16 protein-coding genes and 2 pseudogenes are annotated in these 18,235 nt (G+C 70.5%); 5 read left to right on the top strand and 13 right to left on the bottom strand.

Features of this window, described 5'->3' with window-relative positions:
- Window positions 1–383: 383 nt before the first annotated feature.
- Window positions 384–795: pseudogene (locus tag QF034_RS40740) on the top strand (serine/threonine-protein phosphatase); the annotation flags it as partial.
- A gap of 904 nt (window positions 796–1,699) precedes the next feature.
- Here QF034_RS40740 and rox read toward each other — a convergent pair.
- Both rox and QF034_RS40730 read right to left on the bottom strand, forming a co-directional pair.
- Complete coding sequence (gene rox, locus QF034_RS40735; RefSeq protein ID WP_307179675.1) at window positions 1,700–3,244, bottom strand: rifampin monooxygenase; 1,545 nt, start codon at window positions 3,242–3,244, stop codon at window positions 1,700–1,702.
- 218 nt (window positions 3,245–3,462) lie between these two features.
- The gene (locus QF034_RS40730) at window positions 3,463–4,323 is read right to left on the bottom strand and encodes a helix-turn-helix transcriptional regulator (protein ID WP_307179674.1); all 861 of its coding nucleotides are present in this window, start codon (window positions 4,321–4,323) and stop codon (window positions 3,463–3,465) included.
- Window positions 4,324–4,449: 126 nt separating this feature from the next.
- On the opposite strand from QF034_RS40730, the gene QF034_RS40725 reads away from it, so the two are divergent.
- The gene (locus tag QF034_RS40725; RefSeq protein ID WP_307179673.1) at window positions 4,450–5,445 is read left to right on the top strand and encodes an aldo/keto reductase; all 996 of its coding nucleotides are present in this window, start codon (window positions 4,450–4,452) and stop codon (window positions 5,443–5,445) included.
- A 72-nt stretch (window positions 5,446–5,517) separates the two neighbouring features.
- Here the strand turns inward: QF034_RS40725 and QF034_RS40720 are convergent, their stop codons facing one another.
- From QF034_RS40720 to QF034_RS40705, 4 genes are all read right to left on the bottom strand, one after another.
- The gene (locus QF034_RS40720) at window positions 5,518–6,360 is read right to left on the bottom strand and encodes a carbohydrate ABC transporter permease (RefSeq protein WP_307179672.1); all 843 of its coding nucleotides are present in this window, start codon (window positions 6,358–6,360) and stop codon (window positions 5,518–5,520) included.
- Between the two features lie 3 nt (window positions 6,361–6,363).
- The gene (locus tag QF034_RS40715; protein WP_370880920.1) at window positions 6,364–7,374 is read right to left on the bottom strand and encodes a carbohydrate ABC transporter permease; all 1,011 of its coding nucleotides are present in this window, start codon (window positions 7,372–7,374) and stop codon (window positions 6,364–6,366) included.
- A gap of 62 nt (window positions 7,375–7,436) precedes the next feature.
- Window positions 7,437–8,777: an ABC transporter substrate-binding protein gene (locus QF034_RS40710; protein ID WP_307179670.1), complete on the bottom strand. Its 1,341-nt coding sequence runs from the start codon at window positions 8,775–8,777 to the stop codon at window positions 7,437–7,439.
- A gap of 97 nt (window positions 8,778–8,874) precedes the next feature.
- On the bottom strand, window positions 8,875–9,897 hold the full coding sequence (locus QF034_RS40705) for a LacI family DNA-binding transcriptional regulator (protein ID WP_307179669.1): 1,023 nt from the start codon (window positions 9,895–9,897) through the stop codon (window positions 8,875–8,877).
- Between the two features lie 181 nt (window positions 9,898–10,078).
- On the opposite strand from QF034_RS40705, the gene QF034_RS40700 reads away from it, so the two are divergent.
- Together QF034_RS40700 and QF034_RS40695 are read left to right on the top strand one after the other, a co-directional pair.
- The gene (locus QF034_RS40700; RefSeq protein ID WP_307179668.1) at window positions 10,079–11,428 is read left to right on the top strand and encodes a glycoside hydrolase family protein; all 1,350 of its coding nucleotides are present in this window, start codon (window positions 10,079–10,081) and stop codon (window positions 11,426–11,428) included.
- A gap of 62 nt (window positions 11,429–11,490) precedes the next feature.
- Window positions 11,491–12,722: pseudogene (locus QF034_RS40695) on the top strand (glycoside hydrolase family 1 protein).
- A 35-nt stretch (window positions 12,723–12,757) separates the two neighbouring features.
- Here QF034_RS40695 and QF034_RS40690 read toward each other — a convergent pair.
- Together QF034_RS40690 and QF034_RS40685 are read right to left on the bottom strand one after the other, a co-directional pair.
- Window positions 12,758–13,168, bottom strand: a complete 411-nt coding sequence (locus tag QF034_RS40690; protein WP_307179667.1) for a hypothetical protein — start codon at window positions 13,166–13,168, stop codon at window positions 12,758–12,760.
- Entirely contained in the window at window positions 13,168–13,317 is a 150-nt protein-coding gene (locus QF034_RS40685) for a hypothetical protein (RefSeq protein WP_307179666.1), read from the bottom strand. Before QF034_RS40685 ends, QF034_RS40690 begins: the two co-directional genes overlap by 1 nt.
- 404 nt (window positions 13,318–13,721) lie before the next feature.
- On the opposite strand from QF034_RS40685, the gene QF034_RS40680 reads away from it, so the two are divergent.
- A complete protein-coding gene (locus QF034_RS40680) occupies window positions 13,722–14,195 on the top strand; it encodes a helix-turn-helix domain-containing protein (RefSeq protein WP_307179665.1) in 474 nt (157 codons plus the stop codon).
- 86 nt (window positions 14,196–14,281) lie between these two features.
- On the opposite strand, the gene QF034_RS40675 is transcribed toward QF034_RS40680, so the two are convergent.
- The 5 genes from QF034_RS40675 to QF034_RS40655 all read right to left on the bottom strand — a co-directional run bounded on the left by QF034_RS40675 (window position 14,282) and on the right by QF034_RS40655 (window position 18,063).
- A complete protein-coding gene (locus QF034_RS40675) occupies window positions 14,282–14,752 on the bottom strand; it encodes a S26 family signal peptidase (RefSeq protein ID WP_307179664.1) in 471 nt (156 codons plus the stop codon).
- On the bottom strand, window positions 14,749–16,653 hold the full coding sequence (locus tag QF034_RS40670) for an ABC transporter ATP-binding protein (RefSeq protein ID WP_442480580.1): 1,905 nt from the start codon (window positions 16,651–16,653) through the stop codon (window positions 14,749–14,751). Before QF034_RS40670 ends, QF034_RS40675 begins: the two co-directional genes overlap by 4 nt.
- Complete coding sequence (locus QF034_RS40665; RefSeq protein WP_307179662.1) at window positions 16,650–17,192, bottom strand: TlpA family protein disulfide reductase; 543 nt, start codon at window positions 17,190–17,192, stop codon at window positions 16,650–16,652. The genes QF034_RS40670 and QF034_RS40665 overlap by 4 nt, the downstream gene beginning before the upstream one ends.
- Before the next feature lie 14 nt (window positions 17,193–17,206).
- Window positions 17,207–17,758, bottom strand: coding sequence for a MauE/DoxX family redox-associated membrane protein (locus tag QF034_RS40660; protein ID WP_307179661.1), 552 nt, complete (start codon window positions 17,756–17,758; stop codon window positions 17,207–17,209).
- Between the two features lie 122 nt (window positions 17,759–17,880).
- Window positions 17,881–18,063 (bottom strand): hypothetical protein, encoded by a 183-nt coding sequence (locus tag QF034_RS40655; RefSeq protein ID WP_307179660.1) that lies wholly within the window; start codon window positions 18,061–18,063, stop codon window positions 17,881–17,883.
- Between the last annotated feature and the right edge of the window lie 172 nt (window positions 18,064–18,235).

Genomic DNA, 18,235 nt, shown 5'->3' with positions numbered 1-18,235 from the left:
CGGCTTGTCGAAGCGTGTCCGTAAGAGTGGAGTAAGGACGCTGAAAGACGTCCGTCCCGTGCTGTCCACCTGTGGCTTACCGACCCACTTTCCCCCGACGCTCCGTGGCAGACGGCGACCCGCACCCGTCGCCGATCCCGCGCCATCTCGGGCCCACGGTCCCCGACGACGCTCGGCTCGCCTTCTGGTCGATCGTCTCCGCCGCGTACTCCATCCCGGACCCCGGCCCAGTGCGGCAGACGCCCAGGGCACGGGCCGCCAGGACAGCGCGGTCCGACATGCCGGGCATGGCGTAATGAGCCGCTCCGGCTGCTCGACCAGATCACGTTGTGCGGAGGCAGTGACCGGCACAGGTGACAGGAAGGCAGTGGCGACACCCGACCATGGGCAAAGACAGCGTGGACCGGTCGGAGGGTTTCGGCGAGCGGCTGCTCGGGGTGCTGCTGGGTCGGGCGCGGCTCTTGCCGCCGCAGCTGATCGCCCCGCTGATCGCGGAGGAGGTGGCCAGGATCGGCGGCCGTGACGTGTCCCTCCTGCTCCAGAACTACGCCCAGGAGCTGCTGGTGCCGCTTCCGGGCAAAGAAGCTGCACGTCGGCCAGCCCGAGCCGGTGGCCCACTCCCCCGCCGGCCGCGCCTTCCAACGCGCGGACGTCGTCGAGGTACCCGACGCCCACGGCGGCGTGCGGATGTATCTGCCCCTGCTGGACGGAAGCGATCAGGTGGGCGTCATGGCCCTGACGCTCGACAGCGTCGACGACGATGACCGCCGCCTGCTGCGCCGAATCTCCGGCATAGACACGACCGCTGACGATCAGCCTGCTGATGAAGTCGCCGTCGAGCCGGGCGGAGCGTGGCAGGCGCTCAGCGACGAGCCTGGTCACCGTCGACTTCCCAGCCCCCGGCATCCCCGTCACAATCAGGCAGTCCGGTGTCTCAGAAGTGATCACGCCCGCGATCGTGTCAGCGTGCCAGGTGGTCGGCAATCGTATGCTCACAGCGCGGCTCTCTCTCGGGCTGTTCGCTCAGCTTCTGAGCCCAAACGCCTCGGTTGGGCTCCCAGGGGCCCGCGAACGAGAACCGGACCACAGCGGCCTGGCACCGGCGGTCCTGCTCACCATTCTGGGCCGGCACGAAGTCGCCGGGACGGTCGGTGCACCGCTTCCCCTCGTTGACGACCACGAGGCGCTACTGCGGTTCTCGTGGGGCTGGGCACGCGGAAGGAGGGTCACGGCGACCGACCCGGCCGTCCCCCGGCCGGGGGGCCGGGGCGCACAGGGCCAGCCACGAGTCGGCGGTCCTCACGGCTCGGCCATGCGGTGGGGCTGAAGGAGAAGGAGCGCGATGTCGTCGCTGTGCTGGTTGACGCGGCGGGTGTGATGGACGAGGTGGTCATGGAACATGTCGTCGGGGTCGGTTCCCGTCGTGAAGTTGGCCGGGGCGCCAGTGGCGGTGCAGGATAAGGTCTCGGTGTGCTTCCAGTCCTCCGGCAGAGGCTCGGGCTCCTCGTCGTAGACGAGGAAGCTGATGGTGACCGGCTCTCTGTGTCACGGGGGCAGGCTTCTCGCGCCGCGGGGCGCAGGGGGCCTGCCGGTGCCGGGTTGGCGATGCTACTGGTCGGCCTGCACGTAGAACGTGCCTCCGGGCATGAGGTGGTAGCGGCCGAAGACATGCGCGATACGCTCGGTTGCTCAGGCGGGATCAGTCGGCGGGCTTGCCGAACCAGCGGGAGAGGTGGGCGTCCAGGTCCTTCTGATCGTCGCCGATCCAGGCGACGTGGCCGTCGGGGCGTAGCAGGACGCAGGGAACATCGAGTGCCGCAGTGGGGTCCGCGAGGTGATCGACCCGGTCTGACCAGCCGCCGGCAGTCAGGCGTTCGGTGCGGTCCAGCAGCAGGCCGCGGCCGCGATGCAGCAGACCGTAGAGGTTGCCCTGTTTCACGTCGATGTCGCGCAGGCGGCGGCCGAGCAGGTCGGGGCCCGCGCCGAAGTCGTAGCGGATGCCGATCGCGGTGATCTTCTCGATCAGATAGCGGTTCACCTCGTCGAAGTCCATCAGTTCGGCGAGCAGCCGGCGCACGGCCTGCGGGCCCGGTTCGGTGGAGTGCAGTTCCATCTGGGCGCGGGTGTTGTCGAGCACGTCCTCGGCGACCGGATGTCGTTCGGCCTGGTAGGTGTCCAGCAGTGTTGCCGGCGCCCAGCCGCGGATTTGTGCGGCCAGTTTCCAGCCGAGGTTGAATGCGTCCTGAACGCCCAGGTTGAGGCCCTGTCCGCCGGTGGGTGGATGGATGTGTGCCGCATCGCCGGCCAGCAGCACCCGCCCGACCCGATAACGTTCGGCCAGCCGGGTGGCGTCCCCGAAGCGGGACAGCCAGCGCGGGGAGTGCACGCCGAAATCGGTTCCGGCGATGGCACGCAGCTGTTGTCTGAAATCCTCGAGGGTGGGCGGTTCCTCGCGATCGCTGACTCCCCCGACGGGGATTACGACGCGGTACACACCTTCGCCGAAAGGCCTGAGATCGAATCGCTTATCGGTCTCGTGGATTTCGGTCACCTTGGCCGCGATCTCCTCCTGCGGCACACCCATTTCCATCTCGCCCATCAGCGTCTCGGTCCGCGAGGGCTCCCCGGGGAAGCCGACGCCGAGCAGTTTGCGCACCGTACTGCGGCCGCCGTCACAGCCGACGAGGTAGCGCGAACGCAGCTGTTCGCCGTCGGCCAGCTCGACGGTCACACCCTCGTCGTCCTGCTCGAAATCGGCCACCGCACAACCGCGCCGGACTTGCGCGCCCAGTTGCATCGCATGTTCCTCGAGCAGGTTGACGATGACCGGCTGCGGGATGCCCACCATGTAGGCGTGCGCGGAATCCAGGTCCTTGGGAGCGGGTTTGGTGATGGCGGCGAAGAATCCGGCGGCCGGACGCTGTCTTCCGTGTTCGAGCATGCGATCCAGCAGTCCGCGCATCGCCATCAGCTCGATACTGCGCATGTGCAGACCGACTACGCGGACGAACGACACGGGCTCGGTTTCCTTCTCCAGAACGAGTACCCGCACATCGTGCAGCCGCAGTTCGGCGGCCAGCATCGCGCCGGTCGGTCCGCAACCGGCAATGATCACGTCGTACGTGAGGGGCGCGCCATCGGCGCCGGAGGCCGGCGAGTGGAGTACGGGGACGTCGCCCGGGGTGAAGTCGCGCTCGGCCGTGTCGTTCGACGACGGCTCGGCTGTGAACTCGGGAGAGGGCATCGGTGTTGCCTTTCGGGAGGGCCTTGTTGGCGAGGCGCTCCCGGCGACACCTACGTCAGTCGCCGGCCGTGACGGGAAGGGGGGAGCACCCACGTCGATACAGCGTTCATGGGTCTCACCTCCTCGGCTGGTGTCGCGGTCAACCGCAAGCTACAAGCCCCAGCATCACCCCGTCCATTCGTTTTCCCTGCGAGACCGGTGCCCCATGGCCCGCCGCTTCACCGTGTCGGGGGGTCCGTTGCCCCCGTGGGGAATTCCTCGACACCGATGACCCGCAGCAGTTCCAGCCGCTCGCGGGCCTCGGCGTCCGCCGGGGTGAGCACCAGCAGCTGCTGGCCCTGGTCGGGAGTGACCAGGGTCTCGCAGTCCATCAGCAGGCGGCCGACCCGCGGATGCAGCAGGGTCTTGCGGTCGGCACGCCGGACCGCGACCTCGTGCTCGGCCCAGATCCGGCGGAAGTCGGCGCTCGCGGCCTGCAACCGGTCGACGAGTCCGGCGACCGTGGAGTCGCCGGTCCGGCGGCCGGCGGCCGCACGCAGGTCGGCCACGAGCTGGCGGGCGTGGCGTTCTCGTTCCCCGGGCGGGGTGACGGCGCGGGCCGCTGGGTCGGTGAACCAGCGGTATGCGACGTAGCGGCGGTCGCCGGACAAGCCCGTGTAGTCGCCCATGAGCAGGAGGGCGGCCCGGTTCTGGGCGAGGACCTCGCCCAGATCGGACAGGACCAGGGCCGGGGTGTCGCCGAGCAGGTCGAGCATGCGGATCAGGCCGGCGCGGGCCAGGCGGGCCACTCCGTCGGCGGCTGGGGGCCGGTGGCCGGCCAGGTGGAACAGGTGGTCGCGCTCGTCGTCGGAGAGGCGCAGCGCCCGGGCCAGCGCCCCGAGCAGCTGCACCGAGGGCTGGCTGCTGCGGCCCTGCTCGAGGCGTACGACGTAGTCCACTGACATGCCGGCGAGCGTGGCCACCTCTTCCCGGCGCAGACCGGAGGTGCGGCGGCGGGGGCCGTCGGCGATGCCGACCTCGGCCGGACGCATCGCCTCGCGGCGGCGGCGCAGGAAGTCGGCGAGCTGGTCACGTTGCATGTCCCCATGGTCCTCGCAGCGGCCGAGCCGATCCAGGGAGTGTCGCTCCCAGGATGAACGCTCCGCTCCCGTACGTCGTGGCGCGGTCGCAAGGTGGGCGGCAGACCGACGACGAAGGAGAACGCGATGCAGACACGAACCCTGGGCACCACCGGCCCGGCCGTTTCCGCGCTGGGCCTGGGCGCGATGGGCATGTCGGGCGCCTACGGCGAGGCCGACCGCGCGGAGAGTATCGCCACCGTCCACGCCGCGCTGGAGGCCGGCGTCGCGCTGATCGACACCGGTGATTTCTACGCCATGGGCCACAACGAGCTGCTGATCGCCGAGTCGCTGCGTGGCCGGGACCGGGACAGCTACCAGTTGAGCGTCAAGTTCGGCATGCTGCGAGGGCCGGGCCCGGAGTTCGGCGGGATGGACGGCCGTCCCGAGGCGGTGAAGAACTTCCTGGCCTACTCGCTGACCCGCCTGGGCACCGACCACATCGACATCTACCGCCCCGCCCGGCTGGACCCGGCGGTACCGATCGAGGAGACGGTGGGCGCGATCAAGGAGATGATCGACGCCGGGTACGTCCGGCACCTCGGTCTCTCGGAGGTCGACGCGGCGACGATCCGCCGGGCGCATGCCGTGCACCCGGTCGCCGACCTGCAGATCGAGTACTCGCTGATCTCCCGCGCCGTGGAGGCGGACATTCTGCCTACGCTGAGGGTGCTCGGCATCGGCCTGACCGCGTACGGAGTCCTCAGCCGCGGCCTCATCTCCGGGCACTGGTCCGTCGGCCGCACCGCCGGCCCCGGCGACAGCCGCGGCTTCAGCCCGCGGTTCTCGAGCGGGAACGTGGAACACAATCTCGCCCTCGTGGAAGCACTGCGCCGGGCCGCCGACGCCAAGGGGTGCACGGTCGCTCAACTGGCCATCGCCTGGGTGGCCGCACAGGGCGACGACATCGTGCCGCTGGTCGGCGCTCGCACCCGCGAGCGGCTGGCCGAGGCGCTGCCCGCGATGGAGCTGATCCTCACCGCGGACGACCTCGCCGAGATCGAGAAGGCGGTGCCGCCGGGCGCGGCGCGCGGCGACCGATACCCGTCCGCGTTCATGTCCAGCCTCGGTGTCGGCAACTGAGTCCCCCCTCACCGTGCCGACGGTGCCGAGTCGGGTTGTGAGCGGACGCCGAGCAAGTTCGAAGACACGCATTCAGCCCTTGACGGCGGAGCTGGCGACACCCTGGACGAACCACCGCTGGAAGAAGGCGAAGACCACCAGGACGGGCAGGACCAAGAGGACGCCGAAGGCGAGGATCTGGCCCCAGTCCGGGGGCTCCTGGCCCTGGAAGACGCTTATCTCCAGCGGCAGCGGGCGTACCGACGGGTCGGAGACCATCAGCACCGGCCACAGGAACGAGCCCCACTGGATGAGGAAGGTCAGGATCGCCACGGAGGCGAAGGCGGGCTTCGACATGGGGATGATGATCGCGAAGAAAGTACGCCAGGGGCCCGCGCCGTCGATGCGGGCGGCTTCTTCGATGCTCGGCGGGATCGAGCGGAAGAACGTGTGGAACTGGTAGACCGAGAAGGCGTTGGCGATGAACGGGAGCGCCAGGATGGGGAGGGTGTTGCGCTGGTCGTTGAACATGTAGAAGAGCGGCACCGCCACCGACTCGAACGGGACCAGCATCAGCAGCAGGATGAGTGTGAAGACGGCGTTCCGGCCACGCCACTTCAGCCGGGACAGCCCGTAGGCGGCCATCGAGTTGACGAACAGACCGCCGGTGACGACGACGAAGGCCAGCAGCAGTGAGACTCCCATGAAGCCCCAGAAGTAGCCGGTGCTGTCGGAGTCGAGACTGTCGAGGACGGCGGAGTAGTTGTCGAAGGACAGGTGGGTGGGCAGGAAGCCGGACATGCCGTTGAGGACCTCGTCGGACGGCTTGAGACTGCCCAGGAACAGGTAGATCACGGGCAGCACGAAGACGAAGGCCAGCACGCTGAGTACGGCGTAGTCCATGAAGCGGCGCAGGGGCGTAGGGGTGGTGCCCATGGGTCAGTCCTCGTTTCCGGGCCGGACGACGCGGCGCTGGATGAGCGTCAGGACGACGACGATCAGGAAGAAGACGACGGTGATCGCGGACGCCTGGCCGATGTTGTTCTGGTCGAAGGCGGTGGTGACGGCCTGGTACATCACGGTGCGGGTGGCGTCCTCGTCCAGGCCGCCGCCGCGGACGAGGACGTACACCTGGTCGAAGACCCGGAAGGAGAGCACCGAGGTGAGCATGGCGACGAAGACGAGGGTGCCGTGGATGCCGGGGAGGGTGACGTGGCGGAACTGCTGCCAGCGGGAGGCGCGGTCGAGTGCGGCGGCCTCGTAGAGCTCCCCCGGGATCTGCTGGAGGCCGGCCAGGAGGATGACCATCTGGAAGCCGACGCCCTGCCAGATCGACAGCACGATGAGCGAGGCCATGGCCGTGGCGCCGTCGCCGAGCCAGTCGAAGGCCCCCCAGTTGCCGAAACTCACCGCGTCCAGTGCGGAGTTGAGCATGCCCTGGTCGCTGCGGGCCAGGATGAGGCGCCAGATCACGGCGACCAGCGCCATGGGGAAGACGACCGGCATGAAGAACAGGGACCGGAAGAGGCCGATTGCCTTGAGTTTGCGGTTGAGCAGGATGGCCAGCCCGAGTGCCAGGGCCGTCTGCACCGGTACGACGACCACGGCGAAGGTCAGGTTGTTCAGCAGGGCCCGCAGGAACGGCCCGGAAAGGTCGGGGTCGGTGAACAGCCGCCGGTACTGCTCCAGGCCGAAGAAGGTGGGCTCCAGCGGAGAGCCGAGGCGGACGTTGTAGAAGGAGAGCACCACGGCGTAGCCGAACGGCACACCGACGAAGACGATGAGTCCGACCACGGCCGGGGCGGACATGAGCAGCCCGTGCAGCCAGTCGCGGTTCTTGCGGCCCGGACGAGTCGATCGCATCGATCGCGCGGGTTTCACGGAGGTCACGGACGGGGCCTGCCCCGGGCCGGGCGGCGGCACGGCGGGCGCGGGTTCCACGGATGTCACGGGAGGGGTCCTGTTCCCGGCGGGGCGGGCGTGCGGTGTGCGGCCCGCCCCGGCCGATGGTCCTACGGAATCTTGTAGCCGGCGTTGTCGGAGAAGTCCTGGTCGATGGCGCGGGCGGCCTTTTGCAGGGCGCTCTTGGGGTCGGCGCCGCCGTAGACGGAGTTCAGGGCCTCGCTGAACTTCGCGGTGACGGTGGGGTATCCGGCGGTCACTGGGCGGGTGACGGCGACGCAGGACTTGGTGATGTCGCTGTCACCGCAGGGCTTGGCGAGCTGGTCGGCGAAGAGCTGGAGCGGGCCGCCCTGCTTGTAGAGGCTGCTCTTGGCGAGCGCGGTCTTGGTGGCGGGCACCGCGCCGTTGGCGGTCGTCATGGCGGTGACGTTGGTGTCGTTCAGGAGGGTGTCCAGGAACGTGCCGGCCGCTTTGGCGTTCTTGGTGTCGGCGCCGATGCCCCAGGCCCAGGAGCCCTGGCCGGTCTTGGGGCCGTTGCCGAAGTCGGGCAGCGGAAGGACGACGAGGTCGTCGCCGAGGGCCTCGCTGTAGGCGGGGTACATCCAGTGGCCGACCCAGCTGAGCGCGACGCGGCCCTTGGCGAAGGCGTTGCCGTCGGTGTTGGGGTCGACGTAGGGCTTCCAGGACTGGAAGGTCTTCAGGGCCGAGACCACGGCCGGGGTGTCGAGGGCGCCTTCCGCCTTGCCGTCCTTGAGGAGGGAGCCTCCGGCGGACCAGACGATCGGAGCGAAGCCGTAGGTGCCCCACTCCTTGGCGTAGCCGCCGGACTCCTGCAGGTCGACGGTCTTGCCGTCGGGGTCCTTCGCCTTCAGCGTCTTGAGCGCGGCGGTGAACTGATCCGCCGTCCAGGCGTCGGACAAGCCCTTGGGGTACTTCACCCCGGCCGCGTCCAGCAGCTTCTTGTTGCCGTAGATGCCGAGGCCGGAGTCGAACATGCCCAGGCCGTAGTGCTTGCCGCCGACCTCGCCCTGCGCCTTGCTCGCGTCGGTGGCGTTGGACATGGTCTTGGCGGAGACGTACGTGTCGATCGGGGCGAGTTTCTTGTTGTAGACGAAGTTCGCCATGGTCGGGCCGTCGAACTCCATCACGTCCGGCAGCTCGGCGGCGTCGGTGGCGGTGATGGTCTTGGTGTAGTCGGCCTCGGGTATCAGTTTCAGGTCGACCTTGATCTTGTTCTGCGAGGAGTTGAAGGACTTCACCGCGTTCTGCAGCGCACTGGCCTCGTTCTTCTGGCCCTGGTGGGCCCAGACACTGATGGTGCCCTTGCCGCTCCCGGCCTCGGCGGAGGCATCGGTACCACCGCCCCCGCCGCAGGCGGCCAGCGCCAGCAAGGGGGCCAGGGCCAGGCCCGTACGGGCGGTGCGGCGGTACTTTCTGCTGGTCGAGATCATGGCTGTGCCTCCGTGCTGTGGCGAGGGTTCGAAGTGCGGCAGTGCTTCAGGTGGGTGGGAGTGCTTCAGGTGGGCTGAGGGTGTGGGGCTCGGGGAGTTACTGCGGTCCGCGCGGGCGCGGCGGCGCGGTGGTCTCGCGCAGCACGAGGCGGATGGGCATCTGCACCTGCTCGGCGGGTGGTTCGGCGTCCGGTTCCTCCAACTGCCGCAGCAGCAGCCGGGCGGCCTCGGCGCCCTGCTCGGCGACCGGCTGTGCGACGGTGGTCAGCCCGACCACGTCGGCGAGTTCGTGGTCGTCGAAGCCGACCACGGACACGTCGTCCGGCACCGTCAGCCGGTGGCGGCGCAGGGCGCGCAGGGCGCCCATCGCCATCTCGTCGGACTGCGCGAACACAGCCGTCGGCGGACGCGAGACGGCCAGCAGCTCGGTCATCGCCCGCTCACCGCCCTCGACGGTGTAGTCACCGTCCGCCTCCAGAGCCGGATCGGACTCGATCCCGGCGTCGGCCAGGACGTCGAGATATGCCTGTCGGCGCTCGATGGGAGTGGTCCAGTGCAGCGGACCACTGGACCCCGAGATCATGCCGATGCGGCGGTGGCCGAGGTTCACCAGATGCCGTACGGCGCTCTCGGTGCCGGCCCGGTCGTCGATGCCGACGACGGTGAAGCCGGGCCGGGTGCCGCCGACGGTCGTGGCCAGCGGCACCCCGAGTGAGCGCAGTGCGGCGGTCTCCTCCTCGTCAGGGATGAGCAGCGACAGCACCGCGTCCACCCGCTTGCGGACCGGGAGTCTGGTGAAGAAACGCTTGCGTGTCTCCGGCGAACGGAGGTTGTACAGCAGTACGTCGTACCCGGCGGTACTGAACACCTGCTCGGCGGCGTCCAGCACGGTGCCGAAGAACCAGCGGCCCACATACGGGACCACGACACCGATGGTGAAGGTGCGCCCACTGGCCAGGCTCGCCGCGGAACGTGAGGCTGTGTAGCCGAGTCGCGCGGCAACGGCCGTGATCTGCGCCCGCACCTCCTCCGACACTCCCGGCCGGCCGCGCAGCGCGCGGGACACGGTGGATGCCGAGACTCCGGCGGCGCGGGCGACATCGGTGATGCTGGCCGTCACGGCGCATTCCTCCCGTTGCTTTCACATCGGTGTGATCTGTGGGTGACGTGACCGTAAACCCGCCCACCTTGTTGCGCAAGCGTTTGCGTTCATATTTACTTGGGCCGGTCCTCAGGAGGCCTTTTCGTTATCAAGTCTCAGCGCACGCGTTTGGGCGCTGTCGAGCCGACAGGAACTGTGCATGCGATACGCCCCTCCCGGCCTCTGCCTGAACGACTTCGCCCTCCTGCGCGACGACGACGGCAGGTACGCGGTCCTGCACCTGCAGGGCCCGTGGACACCGGAGTTCGATCATCTGCGGATGGAGACCTCCTACGGCCGGGCCACCTCCACCGACCTGGTCCACTGGGAGCCGCAGGGCACCGCCTTCGGCAACGGCATGCCCGGCCGTTTCGACGAGCAGGCGGTGTGGACGATGCACCCGATCCGGCACGGTGACGGAATGGCGATGTTCTACACGGGCGTCTCCGGGCTCACGCCGGGCGGCTGGCCGCTCCAGTCGGTCGGGCTGGCGTACTCGGACCGCACCGACGGCACGGCCTGGCGGCGCCATGGGACCGCGCCGGTCGTCGAGGCGGACCCGCGGTGGTACCGCACCGGTGAACGCATGGGCTGGCGCGACCCGTTCGTCGTGCGCGACGACGAGTCGGACGGCTGGGTCATGGCCGTCTGCGCCAGCGACGCTTCCCTCCCGGTGGAGGTCAGCGGCTGCGTCGCCTGGGCCACCTCCGAGGACCTGGAGCACTGGACCGTCCACCCACCGCTCCTCTCCCCCGGCGACGTCGACGAACTGGAGTGCCCGGTCCTGGAACGTCTCGACGACGGCAGCTGGCTGCTGCTCGGCTCCATCGGCGCCACGCGCGGCTTCGAGGCATGGACGGCGCCCCGCCTGCGCGGGCCCTGGACCCGGCGCGGCCCTCTCGGCCCGACCGGCGCCTACGCTCCGCGCGTCATCGCCGCGCCCGACGGCTCCCGCGTCGTGCTGCACACCACGCCCCGCCGCGTCGGCCTCAGCGACACCGGTGACCGCTGCCGCGGCATGCTCACCCAGCCGAAGCTCCTGGTCACGCCCGAGGATGCGGCGCCCCGCCTGGAATGGTGGCCCGGGCTGAACGCCTGGCTCGGCGAGGAGACGGACCGGCCCGCCCTGCATGCCGTCGGCGACATCGGCATATCCGGACCCGTCGAGATCACCCTGCGCACCGACACCACGGACGGCGACCGCCCCGCCCTCACGGTGGGCTGCGACGGCAAGAACCTCTGGGCCACCGGCCCCGACGGCACCCGCCTCGGCGAGACCATTCTGAGCGAACCCGCCACCGCCCTGCGCATTCTCACCATCGGCGAATACGTCGAGGTGTACGCCGACGGCGTGTTCGCCCTGACCACCTTGTGCTACGCCGGTCGACCCGCCCCGTGGACGGCCGTCACGGAAGGACGCGAACGCACCGTCGCCGTCCGCCCGATCCGGTTGCCCGACCCCCACCGCGACGACGCCTCGGCCATCTGGCCCGGCCCCTCGGCTACCTGACGGGCGAGAGCCCGCGCGCGCCCGCTGCCCGACACCCGGCACGACCCCGGAAAGGCCCAGTCATGAACGTCACCGCCGACGGTCTCCGCTTCCCCGACGGCTTCCTGTGGGGCGCCTCCACCGCCGCCCATCAGATCGAGGGCAACAACGTCAACAGCGACTGGTGGCACATGGAACACAGCGGCTCCATCGCCGAGCCCAGCGGCGACGCGGCCGACAGCTACCACCGTTGGCGCGAGGACATGGACCTGCTCGCCGAACTCGGCTTCACCGACTACCGCTTCAGCATCGAATGGGCCCGCATCGAACCCGCACCCGGTCACTTCTCCCGGGCCGAGATCGCCCTCCCCCATAGCCTTAAGGGCATGGGGGTGCCCCCATCCGGCGCATGGTCGACGGCGCCGTCGAACGCGGCCTGCGACCGATGGTCACCCTGCACCACTTCACCGTGCCGCGCTGGTTCGCCGAACGCGGAGGCTGGACCGCGGACGGCGCCGCCGACCTCTTCGAGCGGTACGTGCAGGCGACCGCGCCGATCATCGGCACCGGCGTACGGCACGTGTGCACCATCAACGAACCCAACATGATCGCGGTCGCCGGCGCCGTCCGCGAACTGGGCACCGAAGCACCCCCCACGGTAGGACTCGTACTGCCGGACAAGGCCACCACCGACGCCCTGGTCCAGGCGCACCACCGTGCGACGGCCGCCGTCAAGGCGATCTCCGCCGACATCCAGGCCGGCTGGTCCGTCGCCAACCATGTCTATCAGGCCCTGCCCGGCGCCGAAGCCGCCACCGCCGCCTACAGCCACCCCCGCGAAGACGCCTTCATCGAAGCCGCCCGCGACGACGACTGGATCGGCGTCCAGTCCTACACCCGCACCAGGGTCACCACCGACGGCCCCATCCCCGCCCCCGACGACGCCGAACGCACCCTCACCGGCTGGGAGTACTACCCCCGAGCGGTCGGCTACGCCCTGCGCCACACCGCCGAGATCGTCGGCGACGTCCCTCTGATCGTCACCGAGAACGGCATCGCCACCGGCGACGACACACGCCGCATCGCTTACACCACCGGAGCGCTCCAGGAAGTCTCCGCCGCCCTGGAGGACGGCCTCGACGTCCGTGGCTACCTCCACTGGAGCGCCCTCGACAACTACGAATGGGGCTCCTACAAGCCCACCTTCGGCCTCATCTCCGTCGATCCCGACACCTTCGAACGCACCCCCAAGCCCTCCGCGGCCTGGCTCGGCGGACTGGCCCGAACGGGCCTACTTCCCCGAGCCACCTCCTGATGGTCCCGGCTCGAACTGGCCGTGGGCCCGGCCTCTTAAGAGCTTGTGGCGGGCGGGACGCGGATCGCGTCGGCCTGTCCGGACTGGCTGGGTGTCCCGGAACCGAGAAGAGTCACGATCCTCCGGGCGCCGTACGGCGAAGACGTCAGCCGGGCCCACGAACCGTCGCGGAAGGAGATCTTGAAGTCGGACTCGGCCACGCTGAACGGCTTGATCTCCGCGCCGGTGATGTCCTTCCGGGGCACTGACCATAGGACAGCATCCGACATGCGCCAGGGCCGCCGGGACGGATCGAGTTGCCAGGGCAGCGTACGAGCCGTCTCGCCCACGCCCGCCCATATGACGGGGAAGTCGTCGACTTCGTTCTCACGCTCCTCCAGCTTCCCCCGCTTCTCGGGCGACGCGGGACTGCCCAGGGCGTCGGCGATGATGTAGAGCGGCAACATCACGAGCCCGGTGACGACAGTTCAGGCCAGCCAGGCAGATCGGGCTCGATGTCGTTGCGCTCGTGGTCGCGGAACGAGCGCCGCTTCGCCACCGAGGCGGCGGTACCACTCGCGAACTCGACCCGGTAGCGCTCCGGTACCTCGTCCATTGACCTTCCTTCCCCGCCACTCCGGCAGGGCCAACTATGCCAAGTGAGCGAAGCTGGTGGTGTTCCCGTCCTGTGTCGTTGTCGCGGAGGACCGTGCGCCGTTCCTTCCACAACGGCAAGCGTCGGCCGAGGGCTCTTCGCGCTCAGGATGGACCGCGGCTACCGGACCGGGCCGCGCGAAGATCGCCGCCATGTCGCGTGACCGCCGGCGAGAGCCGTTCCCCGAGTGTCCCGGACAGCCGCCAGGCCGTCCGGGACAGTCCGGGACGCGCAGGTCCGAGGGGTGCCCGGTGTCCGGGACACCCATGGAGCCGTAGGTGTCTTGCGGCCGACCGGGCAGGTGGTCACCATCGGGCTGCACGTCGCAGCGACACCCCCGCCGCACACTCGAGAGAGGCCACGAGATGAGGCAGTACTGTCCGCCCCGCCCCGACGACGTTTCCGACCCCCGGTCGTTCGTGGACCGCATGCGTGCGCTCAAGGCGTGGTCCGGGCTGACGTACCGGGAGATCGCGGCTCGCGCGCACCGGAACGGCGACACGTTGCCGCCCAGCACGCTCGCGACCGTGCTGGGCCGCACCACGTTGCCCCGGGAGGACGTGGTACGGGCGTTCGTGCGGGTCTGTGGAGGCGAGGACGAGACGGACGCCTGGTTACGGGCGCGCAGCGGGATCGCCCTGGCCGCCTGGACGCCGGCCGGTCCGGGTGGGGCGCCCGGGCCGGACCTGAAGGACGGGGAGGGCGTCGACGGACGTCACCAGATGGCCGACGCCGCCGTCGCGGCAGTGTTCGCCGCCGGTTGCCTGACCTCCTGGTGGTGCGGCAAACGGCTCGGCAGCAGGGCCACTCGGCGACGCCACGGCCAGGGCACGCACTGAACGGGCGTCCGGGAACCGTTCGTTGATCGCTGCGACGGGTACGGGCCGTGTCGGGGACGGGGAGCGGAACAATCGGATGAGCGGGATCACCGCCGGTGCGCGCCCTCGGGCCGGGGCAGGGACCGCGTCACCACCCCGAGCACCTCGTCCAGCGGGAAGAAGCCCAACTGGCGTGAGTCCACGCTGGCGGCGGCGTTGTCGCCGAGGAGCACCAAGCGGCCCGGCGGCACCCGCCCCTCATGGCCCTCCGCGAGCAGGGGAACCAGCTCGGGCGGCACCGGCTCCCCCGGCATCGCCGCCACCCTCTTGACGATCAGCGGACTGTGCCGGTCCTGCCGCCAGATCGCCGGTGACCGGGGTCGCAGCACCACCACGACCTGCCCCCGGCGCACCGTGCGCGTACGACGTACCAGCAGCCGGTCCCCGTGGTGGTGCGTGGGGGTCATGCTCGGCCCGCGCACGGTGACGACGAGCAGACGGCGGGCGGCGCCCGCCCCGCAGGCCGCGACGACGGCCAGCGCCACCGCCGGCACCCAGACGTCCCGCCCGCCGGTCACGGTGCCGCCTCCGTCAGCGACGCCCCCTCGGACGGCCCGCCGGCGTCGGGCAGGTAGCCCGTGGCCTGGAGGGCGAAGAGCCGCGCGTACTCGCCGCCGAGCGCCAGCAGCCGGGCGTGGTCGCCGCGCTCGACGACGCGTCCGCCCGAGAGGACGACGATGACGTCGGCATTGCGGAGCGAGCCCATCCGGTGGGAGATCAGGACGCTGGTCCGGCCCTGGCGGTGCCGCGCGATCGAGGTGTGGATCTCGTACTCGGCCTCGGCGTCCAGGCGCGCCGAGGGTTCGTCGAGGATCATCAGGTCCCGCGTGCCCCGCAGGAAGGCCCGCGCCAGGGCCAGACGCTGGCTCTGGCCGCCGGACAGCAGCACACCCGACTCGGGGTCGTCCCTGTCCTCCTCCGTGAAGAACGTCCTTGTCAGCGGTGTCTGATAGCCCTTCGGCAATTCCCTGAGGGTGTCGTGCGCCCCGGCCCGTCGCGCGGCCGCCACGAGCTGCTCCTCGTCGTCGAGCGCACCCAGGTCGCCCAGCGCGATGTTCTCGGCCGCCGTCAGGTCGTACTGCACGAAGTCCTGGAACACCGCGGTGATCCGGTCGCGCAGCTCCGCCGGATCGACCTCGCGCAGGTCGACGCCGTCCCACAGGATGGCGCCCCGGGTCGGATCGTAGAAACGGCAGAGGAGTTTGACCAGCGTGGTCTTGCCCGACCCGTTGAGGCCCACCAGGGCCGTCGAACTGCCATGGGGAATGGTCAGGTTGACGCCCTTGAGAACCCAGGGGTGCCGCTTTGAGTACCGGAACCACACGTCGCGCAGCTCGATGCCCCGGCGCAGGGCGGGCAGCGGCCGGGGGTCCGGCGCGAGCACCAGGTCCGGCGGGGCCTCGATCACGTACCGGTAGTGGCTGAAGATCAGCAGCGCCTCGCCGGCACGGGCCGCCTCGTGCGCCAGCGCGGCGAACGCGGACTGGGTTCCTGCGATGGCGGCGACGAGGAGCGTGACGTCACCCGCCGACACGTCGCCCTGGTACGTACCGCGCACGGCCCACAGCAGACTCCCGCCCGTCATCAGTGAGGCGAGCAGTCCGAGGCCCGACTGCACGGCGACCTCGCGCCGGTCCACGGCCCGGCGGGCCGCGTTGGCCGTCCGCCGCTCGGCGAGCATCCGGTCCCGCAGGAAGCCGCCGATGGCGAAGAGGCGCACCTCCTTGGCCGCCTCGGCGTCCGCCAGGAGACCGCCGTAGAACCACTCGCGCCGCTCCGTTGCCCCGACTCGCCAGGCCACGCCCGCCCGCCGACGCGCAAAAGCGACCTCCGCGCAGAGCGTCGGCACCCCGGCGGCGGCCACCAGGACGGTCAGTACCGGGTTCAGCACCAGCAGGGAACCCAGGAAGCCGGTGACCGTGATCGCGGACCGGGCCAGGCCGAGTGCCGCGTTCATCACCTGTGCGGGGACACGGCCACCGCCCTGCCGGGCCAGTTGCAGCCGGTCCAGGAAATCCGGGTCCTCGAAGCGGCTCAGGCCGGGGAAGCCCGCCGCCTTCGTGAAGAGCCGGGCGTCGGCGCGGAGTGCGGTACGCCGGTCCACCTCCGCGGACAGGTAGCGGCACATGTGCGGCAGCAGGGCGGCGACGGCGCCGACGACCGTGAGGCCGAGCGCCGGGGCGAGCAGCGCGCTCATCCCCGCGTCCGATCCCAGGTTGTCCAGCACCGACTTGGTCAGCCACGCCGCGGCGACGGCCAGCAGACCGGCGGCCAGACTCAGCACGCCGTACAGCACGCACGCGACCGGAGCGGCTCCGGCCGCCAGGGTGGCGGCCAGCAGCAGCCCGCCCCGGCACGTGGACAAGGACCCGGGCCCCGATCCGGAACCGGACCTTGACCCGGACACGGACGGGTTCATCGCGGGGACGCCTCCCGCGCCAAGTCCACCATCTGACCGGTGACGACGGTACGGTCCCGGTCCGAGCGGACGCGCAGGGTCGTGGGGAACGCGTCCACGCGCAGGGCCGCGCACACCGGCCCGCCCCTCGGCTCCACGACGACCCGGGCCACCGGGCTCAGCTCCCGGACGAAGCGCTCGCACTCCTCCGGTTCGCCGACGACGACGGCGAGTGTCCGGTCCCGGCCGCCGGGCTCAGCGGCCGCGTACGCGACGAGTTCGGGCAGCTTCGCCCGGCACGGTTCGCAGTTCGGGGAGAGGAAGGCGATCACTGCCCCGTCCGGTAGCGAGGACCGGCCGACCGGGGCGCCGTCGACCGCCACGGCTGTGAAGGCGGGCAGTTCCTCTCCGGGGCGCAGCGGTGTCATCCCCCTGCCCGGCGCGCCGGCGGGCCCGGCCGGGCCGTACTCCCGCAGCTTCTTGATCACTCCGATGGTGAGCAGCAGGTCCACTGCGCACAGGATGCCGACGAGCACCACTGCCGAGGTCAGAGCAGCCATCCAGCACCTCTCGGTCACTCAGTCATGGAAGGGGTAACGGGCCGGAACAGACTCACCAGGTCCTCCGCCACGGTGACCAGGCCGCCGGCAACCGCGCCCGCGCACCACGCCACCGCGACCATCCCGGGGTCCGGTCCACCGGCCGGGTCGGTCACCATCGCCGCCGCCGCGCCCGCTCCGGCGACGGACGCCAGCAGCCCGTTCCGTACGACGTGCGCCCGCCCCAGGGGCGCGGTCGAGCGGCCGAAGCACCGGCAGCGGACGGTGGTTCCCCTGCCCACCGCCCGGGCGATGACCACGGTGAACACCGCAAGGAGCGCGGTGGCCGCCGGCAAACCCGCCCGTGTCGCCGGGGTGTACGGCAGGATGAGCGCGAGGCAGACGGCGCCCTCCAGCGCGACCACGGCGAGGGCCACCGTCCGCACGGCCGGCGCGGACAGCGCGGCGAGGGGCCGCAGCGAGTCGGCGAAGGCGGAGAACGCCCCGGCTCTGCCGACCTTGCCGACCACGGCGATGAGGAACACGGCGGTCAGCAGCGCGCGCACGCCGTGAGCGAAGTAGTTCATGGCCGCCTCTCTCAGGGCCCGGGGCCCGCTGGCCGGGGCTCCGTCGTGCACCGAGCCCCGTCGTGCACAGGAGGGAGGGCACACCGGGCGGTACGCCCCCCCCGGTCACCGGTGCTCCGCCGTCAGCAGGGGCTGATCGACGGTTCGCCCCACCAGCGGCAGTTCTTGCCCTTGTCGTTGCAGCACCAGTCCTGGTAGAAGCCCTCCGCGTTGCAGCGCACGATGCACTGGAGCGCGTCCGCGTCAGCGGAGGGGAGGAACCTCTCCAGCAGGGAGGTGCCGAGGTTTCCGAGCCTGTTGAGCATGACCACTCCTCGTTCTTCGACAGCCCCTCGTGTCCCGGAGGGAGTTGCCCCCGGCAGGGAGGCGAGGGGGTCCGGACCCGACCCGGTGAGCGGGCGGGATGAACGGTGACGAGTCTGGGGTGGGGTGAGCACTGGTTCAACGCTGGAACGGCGCTCCGACACATTCCGAACG

It is taken from the genome of Streptomyces africanus, assembly GCF_030816955.1.
GTDB classification, from domain to species: Bacteria; Actinomycetota; Actinomycetes; order Streptomycetales; family Streptomycetaceae; genus Streptomyces; species Streptomyces africanus.
The sequence above is the reverse complement of the archived record's forward strand: the minus strand, read 5'-3'. Positions and strand labels throughout refer to the sequence as shown.